The following is a 22863-nucleotide window of genomic DNA, read 5'->3' on the forward strand; positions in this document are numbered from 1 at the left end:
TTAAGCGATTGCCAATCGGCGTTCCAATAGGTCTTCAAGCTCGTCGAGCAACTCGTCACCGCGCAGCAACTCGTAGTGCCCGCCCGCCAACAAGCGATCAACACCGTGGCTGCCAACCTGGGCCTCGAACACTCGACGCTCGTCATCACGCTCGGCCACCCACCAACGATGCGCCTTAATCTGAATCACCGGCAGTTGCCGATGCGCCAACGCCAGTTGCTTGAGGCGTGAGCCGGTGGCGAAGATCTGCGTGAGTTCCCCTGCGCCCAACGCAGCTTGCTCATTGGAGCCGTGCATCGCCGCCTCGATCACCGCCGTGGAGCCCTCGCGCTCATTCAAATCAGCGGCTTTCAGCGCAATCAACGCCTGAGCCTCATCGGCCGGCAGACCGAGCACAAACTTCAGGAAGTCGCCCAGGTCCTCGCGCCAGTCCCCCGCTTCTGCGGTACCCGCCACGTAACTGTCGACCAGCCCGGCAAACGCGACCGTTTCACCCTGGGTTTCCAGTTCGTGGGCGACCAATTGCGTCAACGCGCCACCAAGCGACCAGCCCAGCAAGTAATACGGGCCCTTGGCCTGCTGACTGCGAATCCGTTGCGTATAGGCTTGCGCCATGGCCAGCAGCGACTCGTCCTGCCAGCGCGGGTCGAGCAGCATCCGGCATTGCACGCCGTACACCGTGCGCCGGCCTTCCAGTCGACGGGCCAGCGGTTCGTAGTCGAACACCGTGCCGAAACCGGCGTGCAGGCAGAACAGCGCCGGCACGCTGGGGATTCGCGCATTCAGTGCCAGCAACGGGTCCGGTGCAGATGCCGGCTCGGCAGCCTGATAGCCGCTGAGTTCGGCGATGCAGGGTTTCTGCATCAAGTCGCGCAACTTCAATTCAAAGCCCAATTGCGGCTGACTGCGCACCCGCGAAATGACTTTGAGCACCTGCAACGAGTCGCCGCCGAGTTCGAAGAAGTTGTCGTCGATGCCCACTTGCGGCACGCCGAGCACCTCCTGCCAGATCGCCGTCAGCGCTGTTTCCAGTGCGTTGCGCGGTGCGCGATAACCGCCGAGCGCCCATTCCGGCGTAGGCAGTGCGCGACGATCAAGCTTGCCGTTGGCCGACAGCGGGAAACGCTCCAGCACCATGATTCGCGCCGGCACCATGTAATCCGGCAGTTGCGCTTGCAGTTCAGTCTTCAAGCGACGATCCAGCCCAACAGCACCGGCCGCCACCACATAACCGACCAATTGCTTGCCGGTCGGCGTGTCGTGCACCACCACGGCGGCATCCTGCACCCCGGCGCAATCACGCAGACGCGCTTCGATTTCGCCCAGTTCGATGCGGAAACCACGGATCTTCACTTGCTGATCAAGACGACCGAGATAGTCGATCAACCCGCATTCACGCTGGCGCACCAGGTCGCCGGTGCGGTACATGCGGCCACCGGCCTCGAACGGGTCCGGAATGAAACGCTCGGCGCTCATGCCGGGACGCTGGTGATAACCGCGCGCCAGGCATTCGCCGCCCAGGTACAACTCGCCGCTGACACCGGCCGGCAACGGATTGAGGTCCGCATCCAGCACATACAAGCCCCGCCCGGCCACACCACGACCAATCGGCGCATACGCCGCGTCGCTGGTTTCGCTGACCTCGGCACGCCACAACAGCGGCGTGACCACGGTTTCGGTCGGGCCGTAACCGTTGACCAGACGCTGCGGACGCAGAGCCCGTTTGACCTGCTCGAAACTGGCCTCCGGCACCGCATCACCGCCAAAGCAATACACCTCGACCGCCGGTGGATTGCCCAGGCGTTCAGCCACCTCGGCCATCTGTTGCAGGTACGCCGGCGGGAAGCAGGCCACGGTGACGCCGTGACGATGCAGCACTTCCAGGGTTTGCTCCGGGGTCCACAAACTGTCGTCACGGATCACCAGACTGCCGCCGGCCAACAGCACACTCAGCCAACGCTCCTGAGCGCCGTCGAAGGCGAACGACATGAAGTGCAACTCGCGGCTGCGCGGTGCCAGTTCGTAGAGCTCGATGATGCCGCGGCAATGCCGGGCAATCGGACCACGCGCCACGGCCACGCCTTTCGGTTGGCCGGTGGAACCGGAGGTGTAAATCAGATACGCGAGATGCCCCGACAACGGCTGGGAATCCGGGCACTCAACGTTGTCAGTAACCGTCAGTTGATCGAGCAACAAACGTGGCGGGCTGTCGGCCAGGGTCAGTCGCTCGCCCAGATCACTGTCGCAGAGCAACAGGCTGGCCGCCGAATCGCTCAACATATAAGCCAGTCGCTCGGCTGGGTATGCGAGGTCCAACGGCAGATACGCCGCCCCTGCTTTCAGCACCGCGAGGAACGCGACAATCGTGCGTTCGGAACGCGGCAACGCCACCGCTACCAGACGTTCCGGGCCGATGCCGCGACCAATCAGCTGCTGCGCCAGCCCATTGGCCTGCGCCTCAAGCTGTGCATAACTGACTTCCCGATCCTCGCAGATCAAGGCGACTTTCTGCGGTTGCGTGCGTACATGCTGATTGAACGCTTGCAGCAAATCGGCGTTGTCGTCGGACACCTGCGGCAGACTCAAACGCGCCTCAGGCAAACCAATGTTGCCAAGCAGACGCGTGGCATCCTCCGGCAACGCACGCAGCAAACCCTCAAGCTGCGCACGAATCCGCTCTACTTCCACTTCACTGAAGCGATCACGCAGGAACAGGTACTCAACTTCCAGGCCTTCTTCATTGGCGCTGACCATCAAGTCCATCGGGAAGTTGGTCACCCCGCCGCTGCCGACTTCGGCAAAGCGCAGCTCGCCTTCTTCGCCTCCTTTCAAGGCGCGGTCCACCGGATGGTTTTCGAACACGATGATGCTGTCGAACAAGCCTTGGCCACCCTGCCCGGCCCAGCGCTGAATGTCCGACAACGGCGTGTGTTCGTAGTCGCGGACCATCAGGTTGTAATCCTGCAAGTCGCGCAGCCACTCGCCCAACGGCTGTTGCGGATCGAGGGTCTGGATCACCGGCAAGGTGTTGATGAACAAGCCGAGCATGTCCTGCGCGCCGGCCAACCCGGTCGGACGCCCCGCCACCGTGGCGCCGAACGCGACACTGCGTTGGCCGCTGTGGCGTTGCAGCAGCAACAGCCACGCGCCTTGCACCAGTGTGTTGAGGGTCACGCGCTGACGCTTGGCGAAGCTGTGCAGTTTGCGCGTCGCCTCGGCGTCGAGGTTGCTGTACATCACGCCGTGACCGGAGCCCGTCGCACCGGAAGCCTTGGCCAGAATGGTCGGTTCTTCGAGCAACGCCAGTCGTTCTCGCCAGAAGCCTTCCGCTTGCGTGCCGTCCTGGCGTTGCAGCCAGGCGATATAGTCGGCGTAACGACCGGTCAGGGTCGGCAGGCTGTCGTTGTGATACAGGCGCAGCATGTCGCCCAACAGGTGCGAAGCACTCCAGCCGTCCAGCAACAGGTGATGGTAGATCCAGATCATCTGGTAACGGTCATCACCCAGGCGAACCAGGATAAAACGCATCAGCGGTGGGCAGCTCAGGTCGAAGCCCTTGGCCTGCTCCGCAGCCGCCAGTTCACTCAGCGCCTGTTCGGTGTCGGTACGCTCACGCCAGTCGAGTTCTTCAATCGGCAACTCGACATCAGCGAACACCGCTTGCAGCGGATCGGCCAAGCCATCGCGCCAGCGGAACGCCGCGCGCAGCACTTCATGACGTTCGACGAGGGATTGCCAAGCGGCGCGGAAACGCGGCACCTGCAAGCCGTCCACCGCCACGCTCAACTGGTTGACGTAGGGGTTCAGCTCCGGTGAATCGAGGCAATGGAACAGCATGCCTTGCTGCATCGGCGACAGCGGATACAGGTCTTGCAGACCGACCCGGGCGGCGATGTCGATGTGCGGCACCAGCGCAAAAGCCGGGACTTTCGGCGCTTCAACCAACACCGCTTCACGGCTGGTCGCCACCGCAGCGAGTGCACGAATGGTCTGCTGTTCGAACAGTTGCTTCGGACTGAACACCAACCCGCGCTGACCGGCACGACTCACCGCTTGCAGCGAGATGATCGAGTCACCGCCCAGCTCGAAGAAGTTCTCGGTGACGCCCACCGACTCCAGCCCCAGCAGTTCCTGCCAGATCTCCACCAGCAATGTTTCGGCCGGCGACGCAGCGGCGACTTGATCGTGGTTCTGACGCGACGCTTCAGGCGCTGGCAAGCCTTGGCGATCAAGCTTGCCGTTCGGCGTCAGCGGCAACGCGGCCAGGCACATCAAATGCGCCGGCAGCATGTGCGCCGGCAGACGGCTGCGCAGGTGCAACGTCAGCGCTTCACGCAAATCGTGCTCGTCGGCGAGCGGATCGCGCGGCACCACGTAACCGACCAACTGGCGACTGACCGGGCCTTCGCGATCGATCACGAACGCTTCACGCACGCCTTCGTGTTCCAGCAGGCAGGCTTCGATTTCTCCGAGTTCGATACGGAACCCGCGAATCTTCACTTGCTGGTCGATACGGCCAAGGTATTCAACGACGCCGTCGGCACGGAACCGCGCGAGGTCGCCACTGCGATACAAACGCGCGCCCGGCATGAACGGATCCGGCACGAAGCGTTCAGCGGTCAGGTCCGGTCGTTGATGGTAACCACGGGCGACGCCCTCGCCGCCCAGGTACAACTCGCCCGCCACGCCAACCGGCAACGGCTGCAAGCCGCCGTCCAGAATATAGGCGCTGCGGTTGCCGACCGGCCGGCCAATCGGCATGAACGCCGAGTCGAATTCGGTATCCGGGTACGCCAGCCAGATCAGCGGCGTGATCACCGTTTCGGTCGGGCCGTAGCCGTTGATCAGGCGCTTCGGTTGCAGCACTTGCTGGACTTCATCGAACGCATGTTTGGCCATGCCTTCGCCGCATGGGGTGTAGGAGCGGATCGGCAGATCGCGCCCCGCTTCGCCCATGAATTCGGCGATCTGCCCCAGATAGGTCGGGGTGAAGCAGGCGATGGTGATGCCGTGCTTTTCGATTTCAGCGCAAGTGCGCTCCACGCTCCACAACTCGTCGTCGCGGGGCATTACGGCCGAACCGAACACCAGTGGCGTCAGCCAGCGCTCGTGGGCGCCGTCGAAGCTGATCGAAGCAAACTGCAGCTCGCGATCATCCGGGGTCATGCCGTACAGCTCGCCGATCGACAGGCAATGCATGGCCAGCGGACCGTGGGCCACGCTGACGCCTTTCGGCCGCCCGGTGGAGCCTGAGGTGTAAATCAGGTACGCGAGGTTTTCGCCGCAGGTCAGGTTGACCGGGTTGGTTTCCGACATGTGCTCCAGCGGCTCGCGGTCGATTTCCAGGACCGACAGGCCTTCCGGCAACGGCAGTTTTTCCCGCAGCCACGATTGACTGATCAGCAGCGAAATGCCGCTATCTTCCATCAGATAACGCAGGCGCTCGGCCGGGTACGCCGGGTCCAGCGGCACGTACGCGCCGCCGGCCTTGAGGATCGCCAGCAGGCCAATGATCATCTCCGGCAAACGCTGCATCGCCAGGCCGACCCGCACTTCCGGGCCGATGCCCAGTGCGCGCAGGCGATGGGCCAATTGGTTGGCGCGGCGGTTGAGTTGGTCGAAGCTCAGTTCCAGGTCGTTGAAGATCAGTGCCGTGGCGTCCGGTCGGATGACGGCCTGAGCCTCGATCAACTGATGCACGCAGAGCGGGTTTTCCGTCGCGGTGAATGCGGGGTTCCACTCGACCAATTGTTGCGCGCGTTCCGGCGCGGTCAGCAGGTCCAGTTCACTCAATGCAGCCTGTGGCGCGGCGACCATCGCTGCCAGCAGCGCGGCCAAATGCTCGCTCATGCGGGCAATCGCCTCGGCGCTGAAGTGGCTGCACTGATAGCTCCAGTTCAGGCTGAGCTGGCTTTCGGCAGTGGCCGCCAGCGTCAGCGGGAAGTTGGTGCGTTCGTGGTTCTGCGGGATCGAGAAGCTCAAACCGGCCGGCGCGCCCTGTTGCAGCGCCTCGGCGACTGGGAAGTTTTCGAACACCAACAGGCTGTCGAACAGTGGCTCACCGGCACGCCCGGCCCAGCGCTGAATGTCACCCAACGCGGTGAATTCATGCTCACGCAATTCCAGGTTCTGCGCCTGCAAGCGGGTCAGCCACTGGCCGACGCTTTCAACCGCGTCCGGGCTGCTGATCACCGGCAAGGTGTTGATGAACAGGCCGAGTTGGCTTTCAGCACCCGGTAAGTCCACCGGCCGCCCCGCCACGGTTGCGCCAAACGCGACGCTGCGTTGACCGCTGTAGCGTTGCAGCAAGAGTGCCCAGGCACCTTGGACCAAGGTGTTGAGCGTCACTTTTTGCTGGCGGGCAAAGTCGCTGAAGCGTTTGCTGGTGGCGACATCGAAGGTCTGGCGGTGATCGGCGAATTCCGCCGTCGACAGGTTTTTACTGTCGCCATGGGCCAGGCTCTGGGCCAGCAGGGTCGGGTTGTCGAGGGTCGCCAGCTGCTCGCGCCAGAACAGTTCGTCAGCCTGCGCATCCTGACGTTGCAGCCAGCCAATGTAGTCGGCAAAACGCCCAATCGGCGCCTGCACGTCTTGCCCGGCATAACGCTGCAGGACTTCGCTCAACAGCAGTGAATTACTCCAGCCATCGAGCAACAAGTGATGGTGGGTGTAGATCAGTTGCTGACGCTCATCGTCCAGTCGCACCAGGGTCAAACGCATCAACGGCGCGCGGGTCGAATCGAGTTGCAGGCGTTCGCTGTCGATCAGTTGCACCAGCGCTTCGGTCTGATCATTGCGGTCGCGCCAGTCGAGGCAGGTCATCGGCAATTGCAAATGCCGATGCACCAATTGCATCGGCGCTTCGAAGCCGTCGGGGAAGTGGAAGCTGCTGCGCAGGATCGGATGAGTGTCGAGCACCGCTTGCCACGCGCGGCCCAGCCGTTCGGCATCGAGCCCGCGGGCTTCGACGCTGAGCTGGTTCACATAGGCGCCGGACTCCGACTCGTACAGGCTATGGAACAACAAACCGGCCTGCATCGGCGACAGCGGGTACAGGTCCTCGATTTGCGCCGGAGGCACTGGCAGACCATCGAGTTGCGCTTGAGTCAGACGCGCCAACGGGAAGTCCGCCGGGGTCACGCCGCCTGCGCCATCGCTCAGGCAATGAGCGATCAGCGCCAGCAACTCACTGCGGAAATCCGAGGCCAGTGCTTCGATCTCGCGCAGGTCGAAACATTCGCGGCTGAAGGTCCAGTCCAGTTTCAGTTCACCGCCATAGACCTGACCGTCCACCGACAGCCAGTTAGGCAACGGTGCATCGGTGGATTGCGCGGCACCGCTGGATTCGCGAGCCGGGGTGAACAGTGCGTCTTCGGCAAAACTCTGGTCGAACTGGCCGAGGTAGTTGAACGTCACCCGCGCTTGCGGCAACGCGGCCAGCGCCGCTTGGGTCGCGGCATCGCCCATGTAGCGCAACAGGCCGTAGCCCATGCCTTTGCCGGGGATTTCGCGCAGTTGCTGCTTGATCGCCTTGATCGAACCCGAAAGGTCGGCGGTCGGCGTCAGGCGTACCGGGAACAGGCTGGAGAACCAGCCGACGGTGCGGGTCAGGTCGATGTCGTCGAACAGCTCTTCGCGGCCGTGGCCTTCGAGCTGAATCAACGCCGATGCATCGCCGGTCCAGCGGCTGAGGGTGCGGGCCAGTGCGGTCAGCAGCAGGTCGTTGACTTGCGTGCGGTAGATCGCTGGCGCCTGTTGCAGCAACTGGCGAGTCTGCTCGCGATCCAGGCCGATGCTGACGCCCTGACGCAAGTGCCCGGCCTGGCTGGCTTGAGCGTTGGCGGCTGGAAGCAAATCATTGGCGACGCTCAGTTGCGCCTGCCACCAGTTCAGTTCGCCGGCAGCGGTTTCGGAACGTGCGTATGCGTCAAGCTTGTCGGCCCAGGCCTGGAAGGCGCTGGTCTTCGGTGGCAGCTCTTGCCCTTGATAGGCGGCCTGCAAATCTTCCAGCAACACCCGCCAGGACACACCGTCCACCGCCAAGTGGTGGATCACCAACAGCAACCGCTGGGAACCATCCGCCTGGGCGATCAACGCCACGCGCAGCAGCGGACCGTCTTGCAGGCTGAGGCTGCGCTGGGCTTCGTCGCACACCGATTCCAGCGAGGCATCGCTGGCCACGCGAGCGGTCCAGAGCATGTCGATCACATCGGCGCTGTCGGCCCCGACATACCGCGCCGACCATTGACCGTCGACCTGACTGAAGCGCAAACGCAGCGCATCGTGCTGTTTGAGCAGGCGTTGCAGCGCCGCTTGCAGGCGCGGCAATTCGAGGGTTTCACGCGGCGTCAGCAACACGGCTTGGTTCCAGTGCGCGCGTTGCGGAATCGGCTCGTCGAAGAACCAGCGTTGAATCGGCGTGAGTTTCTGCACACCGTCCACCGGCCCTTGCTGCGCCAACGGTGCCGCCTGTTCTTTCACTACCGTGGCCAGCGCTTGCAACGTCTGCTGCTGGAACAGGTCGCGCGGTTGCAGGCTCAGGCCGGCACGACGGGCACGGCTGACCACTTGAATCGAAATGATCGAGTCGCCGCCCAGTTCGAAGAAGTTGTCCTGACGCCCGATCTGCTCCACACCCAACACGTCCTGCCAGATCTGCGCCAGCACCTGTTCATGTTCGCTGCGTGGCGCTTCGAACGCGCGCTGACTGACTTGCGCGGTTGGCGCGGGCAGGCATTTGCGGTCGAGTTTGCCGTTGGGGCTCAGCGGCATCTGTTCGATCAGCACGGTCTGCGCCGGCACCATGTAATCCGGCAGGCTCGCCAGCAAATGGCTTTTCAGGGCTTCGCGCCACGCGCCTTGCTGCTCGGCATCGGCGCTGACCAAGGCTCGATCTTGCGGCACGATGTACGCAACCAGTTGCTTGCCGCTCGGGCCGTCGAGGGCCAGCACCACGGCTTCCTGCACGTCCGCATGTTGTTGCAGACGCGCTTCGATTTCGCCCAGTTCGATGCGCAAACCGCGAATCTTCACTTGGTGGTCGATACGCCCGCAGTAGTCGATGGCGCCATCAGCGCGATAGCGCGCCAGGTCACCGGTGCGATACAGGCGTTCGCCACTGCCGAACGGGTCGACCACAAAACGCTCGGCAGTCAGCGCGCCACGGCGGTGATAACCGCGCGCCAGGCCGACACCGCCCAGGTACAACTCGCCCACCGCGCCCAGTGGCAACGGTTGCAGTTCGCTGTCGAGGATGCAGGTGCGCAGGTTGGCGATCGGGCGACCAATCGGCACGCTGTCGCGACCCTCTTCCACGCAGGTCCAGTGAGTCACGTCGATGGCCGCTTCGGTCGGGCCATACAGGTTGTAGAGATTGGCTTGCGGCAGGCTGCGCAGGGTCTGGCGTTGCAGTTCCATCGGCAGCGCTTCACCGCTGCAAATGATCCGTTGCAGCGAGGTGCAGGCCAGCGCCTCGTCCGCGCCGATAAATGCCGAGAGCATCGACGGCACAAAGTGCAGCGTGGTGATCGCCTGTTCGACGATCAACGCGGCCAGACGTTGCGGATCGCGATGCTCACCCGGTGCGGCGATCACCAGGGTGGCGCCCTTCATCAGCGGCCAGAAAAACTCCCACACCGACACGTCGAAACTGAACGGCGTTTTCTGCAGCACGCGGTCCGTAGGCCGCAAGTTGTAGGCTTGCTGCATCCACTCCAGACGGTTATGCAATGCCACATGACGGTTGCCCGCGCCCTTGGGTTTGCCGGTGGAACCGGAGGTGTAAATCACATAGGCGAGGTTTTCTGCGACAGCAAGGTTTGGTAGATCAGTGCCCGGCAGGTCGCTCAGCCAGTCAGCCTCGGCGTGCAGGCACAAGGTGCGCACGTTGTCCGGGGTCGGCAGTTGCGCCAGCAGATGTTCCTGAGTCAGCAACAGCGAAATGCCGCTGTCCTCGATCATGTAGCTCAGGCGATCAATCGGGTATTCCGGGTCCAACGGCACGTACGCGCCGCCGGCCTTGAGAATCGCCAGCAGGCCGACGACCATTTCGAAAGAGCGGTCGCAGGCAATCCCCACCAGCACTTCAGGGCCTACGCCTTGGACGCGCAAGTGATGGGCCAGACGGTTGGCGCGCAAATTCAGCTCGGCGTAACTCAGGCGCTGCCCCTGGAACACCAGCGCTGCTGCCTCACCGTTTTCTGCCACGCGTGCTTCGAAATGGCGTTGCACGCAGACTTCGCCCGGATAGGTTTGAGCCGTGTCGTTCAGGTCATCGAGGATGCGCAGGCGCTCGTCGGCCTCCAGCAATGGCAACTCGGCGAGCGGGCATTGCGGGTTCGCCAGCACACCGGCCAACAAATTGCGCCAGTGACGCGCTAAATGCTCGATGCGCTCGGCGTCGAACAGATCGGTGGCATACGTCAGGCTGGCGAACAGCTTGTCGCCCTCTTCCTGCGTGTCCAGTTGCAGATCGAATTGCGTGGTGTGCGCCGTGGCGTTCAATGCTTCGACGCGCAGGCCCGCGAGCAAGCCGCTGACCGCCGCCGGTTTGGCTTGCTGGTGGTTGAACATCACCTGGAACAACGGGCTGTGGCTCAGGCTGCGTTCACCTTGCAGCGCCTGCACCAGACGCTCGAACGGCAAGTCCTGATAATCCTGGGCATCCAGCGACGCGGCGCGGGTCTGGTCGAGCAATTGGCTGAACGGCAGACGCCCGTCCAGTTCAGCACGCATCACCTGGGTGTTGACGAAGAAGCCGATCAGGCCACGGGTTTCCGCGCGATTACGGTTGGCAATCGGCACCCCAACGCGCAGGTCGGACTGACCGCTGTAGCGATAGAGCAAGGCCTGAAAACTCGCCAGCAACAGCATGAACGGGGTGACACCGCGCTGTTTGGCGAGGCTCATCAGACCGCTGGCCAACGTGGCATCGAGGGCGAAATCCAGACGCGCACCGCGCTGGCTCGGTTGTGCCGGGCGTGGACGATCAGTCGGCAGTTCCAGCAGCGGTTGTTCGCTGCCCAGTGTTTCACGCCACCAGTTGAGTTGACGCTCCAGCTCCCCCGCTTCCATCCAGCGGCGCTGCCACAGGGCGTAATCGGAATACTGAATCGGCAGTGCTTCCAGCGCTGCGTTTTGCCCTTGGCAATGCGCGGCGTAGAGTCGGGAAAACTCCTCGACCAACACGCCCATCGACCAGCCATCGGTGACGATGTGGTGCAAGGTCAGCAACAGCACATGGTCTTCGGCGTCGAGCTGCAACAGGCTGACCCGCAACAGCGGACCGTGCTGAAGATCGAACGGCCCGGCGATGTCCTGCTCGACCGCTTTCATGGCCAGATCGAGACGCTGCTCCTGAGGCTCGGCACGCAAGTCGATCTGCTCGATCGGCAGCGAAGTGAAGCCCGCCAGTGTCTGCACCACCTGACCGTCATCCTCGACGAAACGGCTGCGCAAGCTCTGATGCCGCTCCAGCAGCACGTCAAAACTCTGCTGCAACGCCGCGACATTCAGCGGCCCGTGCAAACGCAGCGCGGCTGGAATGTTGTACGCCGAGCTTTGCGGATCAAGCTGCCAGAGGAACCATTGGCGCTGCTGCGCATACGACAGTTCGAAGGTCGTTTGCGGCTCGGCAGCGGGCGGAATCGGCAGTTGGCCAAAGCTCACGCCCTGCTCTTGCATGCGTAACAGAAACTCGCGGCGCTTGTCAGCCGGCAGGCCGGCGAAGCGGGTGGCGATACGCTGGGCAGTGGTGTGTTCCATCAGTTGATCTCCATCTCGTCGAGAAGCGACTCAAGCGCATCAAGACGTGCATCGTTGTCAGCCGGGGCGTGTTGCCCGGCCATGGCGGCATAAGCCTGAAGGTCGGTGGATTCGAACAGCGCGCGCAGCGGCAGCTCGATGCCCAGTTCCAGTTCCACGCGGGCACTGGCCTGGGCGGCGAGCAACGAATGCCCGCCCAGTTCAAAGAAGTTGTCGCGTCGGCCGATCTGCGCCACGCCCAGCACGCTAGCCCAGATGTCTGCCAGTTGCCGTTCGAGATCGCCTTCGGGGGCTTCGAACGGGCGTTGCCATTCCTGAGCATCGGGAACCGGCAAGGCCTTGCGGTCGAGCTTGCCGTTGCCGGTCAGCGGCAAGGCGTCGAGCAGCAACCAGTGGCTCGGAACCATGTAATCCGGCAGATCCACCTTGAGCGCGGCGCGCAAGTTGTCGCGCCAGGTGATCGGGTCGTGCGGGGTTTGCTCGGCCACGACATAGGCGCACAACTGCGGGCAGCCGTCGCTGGAATGCACGCTCAACACCGCTTGGTGCACGCCCGGTTGGGCCAGCAGCGCGGCTTCGATTTCACCCAGTTCGATGCGGAAGCCACGGATCTTCACTTGCTGGTCGATCCGGCCGAGGTAATCGATGCTGCCGTCGGCACGCTGACGCGCCAGGTCGCCGCTGCGATAAAGGCGCTGCGAAGCCTCGAACGGGCTCGGCACGAAGCGCTCAGCCGTCAGGCCGAAACGCCCGTGATAACCGCGCGCCAGACCAGCGCCGGCGATGTACAACTCACCCGCCACACCCACCGGCACCGGTTGCAACTGGCTGTCGAGCAGGTACCAGCGCAGGTCGCGAATCGGCAGGCCAATCGGGCTTTGGGCCTTGCCGTCGAGGTCGGCCAGGCGGATCGCACGGTAGGTCACGTGCACCGTGGTTTCGGTGATGCCGTACATGTTGACCAGGGTTGGCTGCTGGTCGCCGAAGCGTTCGAACCATGGACGCAGGCTCGCGACTTCCAACGCTTCACCACCGAAAATCACCTGACGCAGCGCCAGGTTTCGCTCGCTGGCGCAGGCAATCGGCAACAACTGGCGGAACGCGGTCGGGGTCTGGTTCAACACCGTCACGCCTTCATCACAGAGCAAGCGGTGAAACTCCTGCGGCTCGCGGCTGATGTAATACGGCACGATCACCAGGCGCCCGCCGGTGCACAGCGAACCGAACAGCTCCCACACCGAGAAATCGAAGGCGTAGGAGTGGAACAGCGTCCAGACATCGTTCGGGCCGAAGTTGAACTCGGCAGCGGTGGCGGTCAGCAAACGCCCGACGTTGCCGTGGCTGAGCAATGCGCCCTTCGGCCGACCGGTGGAACCGGAGGTGTAGATCACGTAAGCGAGGTTTTCCGGGGTCGCCAGCGCGGGCAGGTTGTCGGCGCTGAAGGCCTCCAGTTGCAACGACTCCAGGCTCAGCACCTGCACGCCGTCGCGGGCCGGCAAACCGTCGATCAAGTGTTGTTGGGTCAGCAGCAACGTGATGCCGCTGTCTTCGATCATGTAGCTCAGGCGCTCGGCCGGGTATTGCGGATCGAGCGGCACATAGGCGCCGCCGGCCTTGAGAATCGCCAGCAAGCCGACTACCAGCGGCATCGCCCGTTCGGTGGCGATGCCGACGCGCACCTCGGGGCCGACGCCCTGTTCACGCAGTTTGCGCGCCAGTCGGTTGGCCTGAGCGTTGAGCGCGGCGTAGGTCAGTTGCTCACCTTCGTAGACCAGTGCGATTGCGTTCGGCCGTTGTGCGGCTTGAACTTCGAACAAGTGGTGCAGGGTTGGCGACGGCGGTTGCGCCTGGAACGTCGGGTTCCAGTGCTGGATCAACGCATCGCGTTGCGGTGCTTGCAGCAATGGCAGTTCGGCGACGCGCTGCTGCGGATCTTCGACCACGGCTCGCAACAGGTTCAGCCACTGCTCGGCGAGGCGGTTCATCGACGCCTCGTCGTACAGGTCAGTGGCGTAAGTCAGACTGGCATCGAGTTCTTCGCCCTGCTCTTGAGTGTCGAGCACCAGATCGAATTGCGTGGTGTGTTGCTGCCAGTGCAGACGCTCGACCTGCAAGTCGGCGACGCTGCGCTCGACGCTCGCACCCAACTGCTGCTGATGGTTGTAGAGCACCTGGAACAATGGGCTGTGATTGAGGCTGCGGTCCGGCTGCAAGGCGTCGACCAACTGCTCGAACGGCAAGTCCTGATTGGCCTGAGCGCCAAATGCGACCTGTTTGACCTGTTGCAGCAACGTGCTGAAAGACTGCTGCCCATCGATCTCGGCACGCAGCACCTGGGTGTTGATGAAGAAGCCGATCAGGCCTTCGGTTTCGAGGCGCGAACGACCGGCACTCGGCACGCCGACGCTGATGCTCGACTGCCCGCTCTGGCGATGCAGCAAGGTCTGGAAACTGGCCAGCAACAGCATGAACAGCGTCACCTGTTGTTCCTGGGCACGGTGACGCAAACCCGCCAGCAACTCGCGGTCAACGTTCAATACCAGACTGGCGCCGCGCTCAGTACGGCGGGCCGGACGGGGCAGTTCGCTCGGCAACTCAAGCGGTGCCTGGCTGCCATCCAGTTGCTCGCGCCACCACGTCAGCTGGCGTGCGCCCTCCCCGGCCTCCAGCCAGTCACGCTGCCAACGGGCGTAGTCGCTGTAGTTCACCGGCAGGCTGTTGAGGTTGGCGGCGTTACCTTCGATGGCAGCCTGATACAACGCGCTGAATTCATCGACCATGACCTGCATCGACCAGCCATCGGCAGCGATGTGGTGCACGGTGAGCACCAGCACGTGTTCGTCGGTGTTCACTTGCAGCAGCAACACGCGCCACAGCGGACCGTTGCGCAGGTCGAACGGACGGGCGATTTCTTCGGCGACGGCATTGTCGATCGACGACTGATCGAGTGTGCGTTCATCCAGTTGCAGCGCCAGATTGTCGTGCAGCACCGGACGCGCCTGCTGGCCGTCCTGCTCGAAGGTTGTGCGCAGGGTTTGGTGACGGGCCTGCAGTTGAGTGAAGGATTCGCGCAGGGCTTCGCGATTCAGCGAGCCCTTCAGGCGTAGCGCGGCGGGAATGTTGTAGGCCGAACTCTGTGGGTCCAGCTGCCAGAGAATCCATTGGCGCTGTTGGGCGTACGACAGAATGTGTGGCTGATCGACCGCTGCACGTTGCAGCACCGGTTGGCCGCTGACATCCGCCGGCGCGGCACGCTCGGCAAATTCCGCCAGATTCGCGGCGGAGAACAGACTGCTCACCGACAGTTCAAGTTGCAGCTGCTGACGCACGCGAGAGATCACCTGAAGCACCAGCAACGAGTGCCCGCCCAGTTCGAAGAAGTTGTCGTCACGGCCCACGCGTTCGACCTGCAACACGTCCTGCCAGATCAGCGCGAGTTGCGTTTCCAGCCCTTCGGTCGGGGCCACGAAGTCACGTTGTGCATCGCCCGCCTCAGCACGCGGCAAGGCTTTGCGGTCGAGTTTGCCGTTGTTGTTGAGCGGCAGTTTGGCCAGCAGGATCAGGTGATTTGGCACCATGTATTCCGGCAACGACTGGCGCAGAACGGCTTTGAGGCCTTCCAGATATTCCGTCTCTGAAACCACCACGCCGCCGGCCACGATGTACGCCACCAGTTGCGTGCCGTCCTGAGCGATAACCGCCGCTTCGCGCACGTCCTCACGGGCTTGCAGGCAGGCTTCGATCTCGCCCATTTCAATGCGGAAGCCGCGAATCTTCACTTGATGGTCGATACGGCCGACGTATTCCAGATTCCCGTCAGCGTTGTAGCGCGCCAGATCGCCGCTGCGGTACAGCCGCGCGCCCGGCTCACGGGCGAAGGGGTCCGGCAGGAAGCGTTCGGCGGTCAGCGCCGGGCGGTCGAAGTAGCTCTGGGCGAGGCTGGCCGGCGCGCCGATGCACAATTCGCCAACGCCACCGTTTGGCAGCAGTTGACCGGCAGCGTCCAGCACGTACAGCGCCCGACCTGCGATGGCTCGACCGATCGGGATGCCAAACGCGTCGCTGGCATCTTCGAGATGGCATTCATGAACACTGGACACCACGGTCGCCTCGGTCGGGCCGTAGGTGTTGAGCAATCGCACATGGCTCAAACCGGCCTGATGCCACAAGCGCAGACCTTCGACCGACATCGCTTCGCCGCCGACATGAACCTGACGCAACTCACCGAGATTGCATACCACACCGCTCGCGCATTCCCGGGCCAGCAAGTACCAGTAAGCCGCCGGCAAATCCGCCACGGTTACACCTTGCTGGACGATTTCGGCGGCGAGGCGGCCGGCATCCCACACATCATCGCCGCGCATGATCAACGCCGCACCGACGCACAGTGCCGGGAAGCACTGCTCGACGAAGCCATCGAAACTGAAGGTCGCGAACTGCAACACGCGGTCCGACGCCGACAGCAGCGAATAGTCGGCGGCGGTCTGGCAGAACTCGCGCAGCGCGGCATGGGCGATGGCCACGCCTTTGGGCTTACCGGTGGAACCGGAGGTGTAGATGATGTAGGCAAGATCGTCGGCGACCGCATGGTTTTGCGGGTCGCTGTCGGGATAGTCGGCGCTGTCATCAAGGCCGAGACGTCGCACGCCGGGCACATTTTCCAGCAGGCCGGACTCGCACAGCAGCACGTCGAGGCGGCTGTCGTCGATCATGTAGGCCAGGCGTTCGGCCGGGTATTTCGGGTCCAGCGGCACATAGGCAGCACCGCTTTTTAGCACCGCCAGCAGGCTGACGATCAGTTGCGGACCACGGTTCAGCGCGAGGCCGACGCGCTTGCCGGGGCCGGCACCGTTTTCGATCAAGCGATGGGCCAGTCGGTTGGCCTGCGCGTTCAATTGGCCGTAGCTCAAGGTCTGACCATCGACCTGCAACGCCATCGCATCTGGGGTGGCGGCGGCCTGAGCGGCGATTTGTTCGTGCGCCAAAAATGCTGTGGATAACTCAACTGCAGCCGGTTGGCTGACCGCGAGCACCGCGTTTTTGCCGTCGACATCGAGCAACTCCAGCGTGCCCAGTGCCGCGTCCGGCTGCGCCACCAGTTGCGTCAGCAGATGCTGCAGATTGGCCGACAACTCAGCGACCTGCGCCGCACTGAACCGCGCCGCGTCGTAACTGAAGTCCAGGCTCAGGCCTTCGCCCAGTTCGATGCCCAGGGTCAGCGGATAGTGCGTGCGTTCGTGGTTGTGCAGGTTGCCGAACGACAGACCGGCCGGTGCGCCCTGTTTCAGCGCCTCAGCCACCGGGAAGTTTTCGAACACCAGCAGGCTGTCGAACAGCGCCGAACCCTGCTGCCCCGCCCACCCCTGAATGTCATAAAGCGGCACATGCTCGAACTCGCGCATGGCCAGGTTCAACCCTTGCAACTCGCCCAGCCATTGACTGACGGTTTGATCCGGCTTGATCGCGCAGACCAGCGGCAGCGTGTTGATGAACAGCCCGAGCTGCTCTTCGATGCCCGGCAGCGGCGCGGAACGCCCAGCGACCGTGGCGCCGAAAACGACGCAATCCTGACCGCTGTAGCGTTGCAGCAACAGGCTCCACGCCGCTTGCAGCAAGGTGTTGAGGGTGACTTTCTGCTGACGGGCGAACTCGGCCAGACGCTGGGTCGCGCGGCTGTCGAGGGCGATGCGGTATTCCTCGCTGCCCTCGGCGCCGACCGGCGGCCGCAAGGCTTCGGCCAGCAACGTCGGCGCTTCCAGCGGTGCCAATGCCGCTTTCCAGAACTGCTCACCAGCGGCGGCCGATTGCTGCTGCAACCAGCCCAGATAATCGCAGTATTGCCCGGTTGGTGCCGGCAGCGTATGCCCCGCGGCGTAGTGCTGGATCACTTCGGCCAGCAACTGCGCATTGCTCCAGCCGTCCATCAAAATATGGTGGCTGGTGTAGATCAGGTGCCAGTCATTGACGCCCGTGCGGATGAGCTTCAAGCGGAACAGCGGCGCGCTGCCCAGTGCAAAACCCTGGGCGCGTTCGGCGTCGGCCAGCGCATCGGTGTCGGTCGCTTCAAGCACTTCAAGCGGCAGGGCCACTTGGCGGACAATCGCCTGGTGCGCGGTGTCGAGGCCTTGCCAATGGAAGCTGCTGCGCAGGATGTCGTGACGCTCCAGCGCGGTTTGCCAGGCCTGAGCGAATCGCACTGGATCGAGCCCCTGGATGTCCAGACGCAGTTGACTGATGTAGGCGCCGACTTCAGGTTCGTACAGGGTGTGGAACAGCATGCCCTGCTGCATCGGCGACAGTGGATAGAGGTCTTCAAGCGTCGCGACCGCCACTGGCAATCCATCGAGCTGCGCCTGACTGATGCGCGCCAGCGGGAAGTCCGACGGCGTGGCTTGCGGCGCTTCAACGGCGCAGCAGTGATCGATCAACGCGTTGAGTTCCAGCGCGTAATCGTCCGCCAAACGCTGGATGGTCGCGGCGTCGAACATCTCGCGGCTGAACCCCCAGCTCAGCGATAACTCGCCGCCGTAGACCTGGCCTTCGACCGTCAGCCAGTTGCCCAGCGGTGCCGATGGATCTTGCGCGACTCCGTTGCCTTCGGTGGACGGCACAAATATCGCGGCATCGTCGAACTGACGGTCGAACTGGCCCAGATAGTTGAAGGTGATGCGCGGTTGCGGCAACGCCGCCAATTCGGCGCGAATCGCCGGGGTGCCGAGGTAGCGCAGCGCGCCATAGCCCAGGCCTTTGTCCGGCACGGCACGCAGTTGTTCTTTGATGGATTTGATCGACGCGCCGAGATCGCTGGAGGGCATCAGATTGACCGGGAACAGGCTGGTAAACCAACCCACGGTGCGGGTCAGGTCGATGTCGTCGAACAGGTCTTCGCGGCCATGGCCTTCAAGCTGGATCAGCGTGCTGCCCTGCCCGCTCCAGCGGCAAACCGCGCGAGCCAAGGCGGTCAGCAGCAGGTCGTTGACCTGGGTGCGATAGGCCGCCGGGGCCTGTTGCAGCAGTTTGCGGGTTTGCTCGGCGTCGAGTTTGAGTTCGAGTTTTTGTTCGAAGCGGTTTTCCAGTGCGCCGGTTGGGCGATCGCACGGCAGATCGCTCGGCGCGTTTTTCAGTTGGGTCTGCCAGTGTCCGAGGCTGTTTTCAAAGACTGGCAGATGATCCTGCAAGCGAGCGACCCAGCGTTGATAGCTGCTGGTTTTCGCCAGCGACACATTACCGCCGCTATAGAACTGCTGAAGGTCTTCGAGCAACACGCGCCAGGAAACACCGTCCACCGCCAGGTGATGAATGACCAGCAGTAAACGCTCGGTACCGTCGGCCATCGCAACCAGCAGCGCGCGCATCAGCGGGCCATTTTGCAGATTGAGACTGCGTTGGGCTTCGTCGCACAGAGCGTTGAGTTCTTCTAGCGATTGCGCCTGACGTTGCCACAACACTGATTCAGTGGTCGGCGCGGCATAGGATTGTTGCCAACCTTCGGCGGTTTGTTCGTAACGCAGGCGCAAGCTGTCGTGATGGGTCAGCAAATGCTCAAGCGCGCGATCCAGCGCCTCGACGTTCAACGCCTCGCGCGGCACCAGCAGCAGCGACTGGTTCCAGTGCTGAAGTTCAGGAATGGCTTGTTCGAAAAACCACTGTTGCACCGGCGCCAACGCCACCGCGCCAACCGCTGGACCTTGGTCAATCAATGGCTGCTCACCGCTGCGAGCGGCCTGGGCCAGGCTGCGGATGGTCTGGTGCTGGAACAGGTCTTTGGGGCTCAACACGATCCCGGTCTGACGCGCACGGCTGACCACTTGCATGGAAACGATGGAGTCGCCGCCCAGTTCGAAGAAGTTGTCTTCAAGACCCACATTTTCGATGGCCAACACGTCCTGCCAAATCGCGGCCAGGGATTTTTCCATCGCCGTGCGCGGCGCGACGTGTTCGCGTTGTTGCTGCGAGCCGTCAATCGCTGGCAAGGCCTTGCGGTCGAGTTTGCCGTTGGGGGTCAGTGGCAGCTGTTCGAGAAACAGCAGGAACGCCGGGACCATGTAGTCCGGCAGGTGTTGGCGCAGCGCGGTTTTCAAGGTTTCACGCTGGGTCGTTTGAGCGTCGATGTCGTCCAGCAGCGATGGATCGGTCGGCACGATGTACGCGACCAGTTGCTGACCGTTGACGCCGTCCTGCGCCAACACCGCCAGTTCGCGCACGGCGTCCTGCTGCAACAGCCGCGCTTCGATTTCGCCGAGCTCGATGCGGAAGCCACGCACCTTGACCTGATGGTCGATACGACCGACATATTGCAATGTGCCGTCGGCCTGATAACGAGTCAGGTCGCCAGTGCGGTACAGGCGTTCGCCGGTGTTGGAGAACGGGTTCGGCACGTATTTTTCGGCGGTCATGCCCGGTCGCGCCAGGTAACCACGGGTGATGCCGGCGCCAGCCAGGTACAGCTCGGCAGACACGCCTTGCGGCACCGGTTGCAGGTCAGCGTCCAGCAAGTAGCTGGCGGTGTGTTTCAGCGGTCGGCCGATGTTTGCGCGGCCAAAGGCCTCGCGGCGGGTCCAGGTCGAATAGGTGGTGTCTTCGGACGGACCGTACAAATCGTAGACATGCTCGACGGTCGACTGCTGATACAACGCGTCCACCAGGCTCTGCTTCAACGGCTCGCCGGCGAGGTTGATGATGCGCACGCTTGGCGGGATCTGCCCGTCGCGCTGCAACGCATTGATCGCCGACGGCACGGTGTTGATCAGGCGCACCTGATCTCGGGCCGGCAGCTGCGGTAATTCCAGGGCGTTGCGGGCGATGATCACCGAGCCGCCGTTGGCCAGGGTGACAAACAGTTCCCACACCGACAGGTCGAAACAGACCGACGTCGACGCCAATACGCCTTGGATGTCTTCGCGGCTGTAGACCGATTTCGACCACTCGATCAGCGCCAGCACGTTGCGGTGGGCGATGGCCACGCCTTTGGGTTTGCCGGTGGAGCCGGAGGTGTAGATCACGTAGGCGAGGTTGTCTGGTGTGACGCGAATCATCGGCGCACTACTTGGGTAAGCGGCCCACTCCGTATCGTCCATCAGCAACACTTGCGTATCCGCCGGCACGTTCAATGTTGCGGCGACAGCTTGCTCAGTCAGCAGCACCAAAGCGCGGCTGTCTTCGAGCATGTAGGCAACGCGTTCGGCCGGGTAATCCGGGTCCAGCGGCACATAAGCGCCGCCCGCCTTGAGCACCGCCAGCAGCGCCACCAACAGGTTGTCGGAGCGTTGCATCGCCACGCCAACCCGGACCTCCGGGCCCACGCCCAGTTCGATCAACCGATGTGCCAGACGATTGGCCTGATGGTCTAGTTCGGCGTAGGTCAGCTGTTTGGCGGCGAAGGTCACCGCCAGCGCATTCGGGTTCGCGACGACTTGCTGGCTGATCAGCTCATGAATGCACAGGTCTTGCGGGAAGCTTTCGTCAGCGCGGTTCCAGTCATGCACGATGCGCTGGTATTCCGCGCTCTCCAGCAATGGCAAATCACTGATGCGCTGCTGCGAATCACTGACCATGCCCTGCAACAAATGCGTCCAGTGCTGCGCCATGCGCGCGATGGTCGCCGCGTCGAACAGGTCGTTGGCGTAGGTCAGCGCGGCGTGCAGCTTGCCGCCCTTTTCATAGGTGTCGAGGGTCAGATCGAATTGAGTGGTGCGCCCTTCCCACTCGATCACGCCCAGCGCCAGACCGGACGCGGTGCTGACCGTAGAAATGTCCGCGACCTGCGGCTGGTGGTTGTACATCACCTGGAACAGCGGCGTATGGCTAAGACTGCGTTCCAGTTTCAGCGCCTCGACCAGGCGCTCGAACGGCAAGTCCTGATGGGTCTGGGCACCGAGGGCGGTTTCTTTGATGGCACGCAGCAAGTCGTCGACGCGGGTCTGGCCGTTGAGCTGGATGCGCAGCACCTGGGTGTTGACGAAGAAGCCGATCAGGCCTTCGACTTCGGCGCGGTTGCGGTTGGCGATCGGCACGCCGACGCGGATGTCAGTCTGCCCGGTGTAACGGTGCAGCAGCGCGTTGAAGGCGCCGAGCAACAGCATGAACAGGGTGATGTTGTGCTTCTGCGCCGTGGCCCGCAGTTGCTCGGCCAACTGAGCGTCGACGGCGAACTCGTAACGGGTGCCGCGATAGCTCGGCATCGCCGGGCGCGGGTGATCGGTGGGCAGTTCCAGCACCGGGTGCTCGGCGCCCAGTTGCGCCTGCCAGTAGTCGAGTTGACGCGCCTGTTCTCCCGCCTCCAGCCAGCGGCGTTGCCACAACGCATAGTCGCTGTACTGGATCGGCAATGGCGCGAGTTGCGGTTGTGCGCCCGCCTCAAAGGCGTCATAGCAGCGGATGAATTCGTCGATCAGCACGTTCATCGACCAGCCATCGGAAACGATGTGGTGCAGGGTCAGCAGCAGAACGTGTTCCTGATCGGCGAGTTTGAGCAAGGTGACGCGCAGCAATGGGCCGGTTGCCAGATCAAACGGCAGCACGGATTGCTGCTCGGCGGCTTGGGCAACGGCCCTTTCGCGCTCCGTGGCCGGTAATGCGCTGAAATCCACCTGATCGATGACCAACGGCGCGCTGGCCGGCACTTGCAGCAAGGTGTCGTCGGCCTGGCGCTGGAACACCGTGCGCAGGGTTTCGTGACGTTCAACGAGGCTGGCGAACGCTTGTTCCAGCGCGGACAGGTTCAACTGCCCGGTCAGACGCACCGCGCCCGGCAGGTTGTAGGCGCCGCTTTGCGGGTCCAGCTGCCAGAGAAACCACATGCGTTGCTGGGCGTACGACAACGCCTGGCGATCTTCGGCTTCGACGCCGGCAGGAATGGGGAAACGGGCGAAATCAACGCCTTCCTTTTGCAAGGCCGCAAGGAACATCTGGCGCTTTTCCAGGGGCAACCCGATAAACCGGCGAGCAAGTTTCAAGGAGTCTTCAGCATTCATTTCTTAGCATCCGGATCAGTGGCGGGAAGCACAAAGGCACGTCGTCCCTATAAAACGAATGCAGACCGGAAAAATTAACGAATGAGAACAAGTATCAGAAAGGAGGTAGAACGCGGAGTGTCAGGGT

The 22863-nt window shown here is 63.0% G+C and carries 2 protein-coding genes; both read right to left on the reverse strand.

The genetic code is table 11. From position 1 onward, the window contains the following. Positions 1-11763: a non-ribosomal peptide synthase/polyketide synthase gene (locus tag ACMXYJ_RS24650; protein WP_415757293.1), complete on the reverse strand. Its 11763-nt coding sequence runs from the start codon at positions 11761-11763 to the stop codon at positions 1-3. Then, the gene (locus ACMXYJ_RS24655; protein WP_415757294.1) at positions 11763-22736 is read right to left on the reverse strand and encodes an amino acid adenylation domain-containing protein; all 10974 of its coding nucleotides are present in this window, start codon (positions 22734-22736) and stop codon (positions 11763-11765) included. Before ACMXYJ_RS24655 ends, ACMXYJ_RS24650 begins: the two co-directional genes overlap by 1 nt. Positions 22737-22863 lie beyond the last annotated feature (127 nt).

Source organism: Pseudomonas arabinosi (assembly GCF_047758675.1).
Taxonomy (GTDB): domain Bacteria; phylum Pseudomonadota; class Gammaproteobacteria; order Pseudomonadales; family Pseudomonadaceae; genus Aquipseudomonas; species Aquipseudomonas arabinosi.